Annotated in this window: 2 protein-coding genes; both read left to right on the top strand. The window is 18.8% G+C overall.

Annotated elements, in window-relative coordinates:
• The first annotated feature begins 8 nt into the window (after nucleotides 1-8).
• Nucleotides 9-164, top strand: coding sequence for a hypothetical protein (locus IE038_RS25830; protein WP_498053067.1), 156 nt, complete (start codon nucleotides 9-11; stop codon nucleotides 162-164).
• An 18-nt stretch (nucleotides 165-182) separates the two neighbouring features.
• On the top strand, nucleotides 183-404 hold the full coding sequence (locus tag IE038_RS25825; RefSeq protein ID WP_498053065.1) for a DNA-directed RNA polymerase subunit beta: 222 nt from the start codon (nucleotides 183-185) through the stop codon (nucleotides 402-404).
• The last annotated feature ends 106 nt before the right edge of the window (nucleotides 405-510 follow it).

Here is a 510-nt window from a genome sequence, read left to right as displayed (position 1 = left end):
AACAACCTATAATAATAAAAAAACCCTATATCTTAAAATTAATTCATCAAATTAATAATAAAATACACAAACATTCTAATAAACATTATACACTTATTACACAACAACCCCTTAAAAACCATTCCAAACAAAAAAAACAACAAATAAACAAAATAAAAATTTAAACGCTAAAAAAATTTAATATTACTCATATTTTACAAAAAATACTTACTTATAAATCTAATCATATTAAAACTCACCAAAAAATACTTAATACCACTATCATTAAAAAAACAATACCTAAACCAAAAAATACTCCAAAATCTTTTCAATTACTTATTCAAAAACTACAATCTTTAACTCTAAAACTAAATCATTTCCTTATATCTAAAAAAAATTTCCAAATTAATAAAAAAAAAATTTAATCAAAATAAATCACAAAATTTCTTATATAATCAATCAATATAAACATCAACAACTCCAAATTAACTTAATTTCTCCTCAACAAATAAATACTTAAACCACTAAAAT

The sequence above is a fragment of the Pseudomonas laurentiana genome (assembly GCF_014648275.1).
GTDB lineage: Bacteria > Pseudomonadota > Gammaproteobacteria > Pseudomonadales > Pseudomonadaceae > Aquipseudomonas > Aquipseudomonas laurentiana.
This window is presented reverse-complemented; position numbering and strand designations above follow the sequence as displayed.